Origin of the sequence: Gelidibacter mesophilus DSM 14095 (assembly GCF_000423005.1) — a bacterium.
In the GTDB taxonomy this organism is placed as follows: Bacteria; Bacteroidota; Bacteroidia; order Flavobacteriales; family Flavobacteriaceae; genus Gelidibacter; species Gelidibacter mesophilus.
This window is the reverse complement of record NZ_AUHD01000044.1, coordinates 1-1,435: the sequence shown is the minus strand read 5'-3', so window position 1 is coordinate 1,435 and position 1,435 is coordinate 1. Positions and strand designations below refer to the sequence as shown.

Genomic DNA, 1,435 nt, shown 5'->3' with positions numbered 1-1,435 from the left:
CAAATATTTAAAACATAAAAATTAAAAATATGGCTCGTGCTAATCCGAAAGGAAACAGCTTATTTGCACGCTACGAGCCATATACAGAGACGTTGGCAACCATATAAACAAAAACACGTAAATGAGTGAATTTTCAGAAATAGGCAGAACAGGAACTACCATAGAATTTATAAATCGTGATGGACAATATTCACAGCGAATTACAAATAGTAGTTCAACTTGCATTAAAATTTATCAGGTATGTGCAGACTACGATGGAAATATTCTTGAAATAGTAAATTTTGTTGGAATGGGGCAACAGATGGTTTATAAGCAACCGTCTATTTTAGTTAGTTTATTTTCTGATGACGAAGGTTTTTTCGGGAAAAGATGTCCCAAATGTGACTCCTATTTTAGGACAAGTTCCGTTAATAAAAAGAATATTTGTCCTTACTGTGGACACAAAGATGATTTCACCGAATTTTTAACTGAAAACCAAAAAGATTTTGTCCGCAATTTTGTTAAAGCTCAAATAGATACACTTTCAAAAGGAATATCGGCAAAAATTGATTTAGATGAAATCGCTACTTCTTTACCTCTAAATACAGTTTCGCCTTGGGTTTATAAAGAAGAAACTCAACAAAATAAATTTACTTGTGAAAAATGTAAAAACGAAACTGATATTCTTGGAGAATATGGTAAATGTTCAAGTTGTGGCAAACATAACTGCGAAGACATTGCGTTGAAGAAAATTAATTTTTTAGAAGAGAAATTTAAAGATGTTGACGAAAATATTGAGGATAGACATAAAAGAGAATCTGAATGGGAAAAGCTACTACGTTGTGTTTCTGAATTTGAAGGATTGGCTAACGAAATAAGAAAGCATCTATTACTTTTACCACTGACAGAAAAAAGAAGGAAAGAATTAAAGGCAATAAGTTTTCAAAGAATTCTTGGCTCAAGTGAAAAACTTAACGAATGGTTTAGTATTAACATTTTCGAAGGCATAACAGATGATGAAAAGCAATTCGTGAATAAAATGTTTAATATTCGTCATTTATTTACACATAATAATGGACAAGTTGATTCGGAATATATCCAAAATACTGGAGACAATTCAATGAAAATTAATCAACTCGTAAGATTGAGAAGTAATGAGATAAAGAGAATAATCACATTGACTAAAAAAATGATTATTAATCTAACAACTGACTATATGTCGATACAATAAATACGGTTGCCAACACCGTATATAAGCTATGGCTTGGTCAGTTCTCACTTGGAAAATCCTGCGGATTTTCCAAAGCCAGTTTTTATCTGGAGAGGTTCGTGCCTAAACACGCCACAGCTCATATACATAAACGTTGGCATTCATTGAGCAGAACCGTTAAAAATGAGACTTATGAGTAATTTAAAAGACATTAAATCGGAAATTGAAAAATATGCGAATGACTCA

General features: G+C 31.9%; 1 protein-coding gene. It reads left to right on the top strand.

The window, feature by feature from the left end; all coding sequences use genetic code 11:
* The first annotated feature begins 121 nt into the window (after positions 1-121).
* A complete protein-coding gene (locus tag G525_RS21410) occupies positions 122-1,210 on the top strand; it encodes a hypothetical protein (RefSeq protein ID WP_035480124.1) in 1,089 nt (362 codons plus the stop codon).
* Positions 1,211-1,435 lie beyond the last annotated feature (225 nt).

Excerpts from the sequence above, each read along its gene's own strand:
- G525_RS21410 (WP_035480124.1), top strand. The coding sequence starts at position 122 with ATGAGTGAATTTTCAGAAATAGGCAGAACAGGAACTACCATAGAATTT.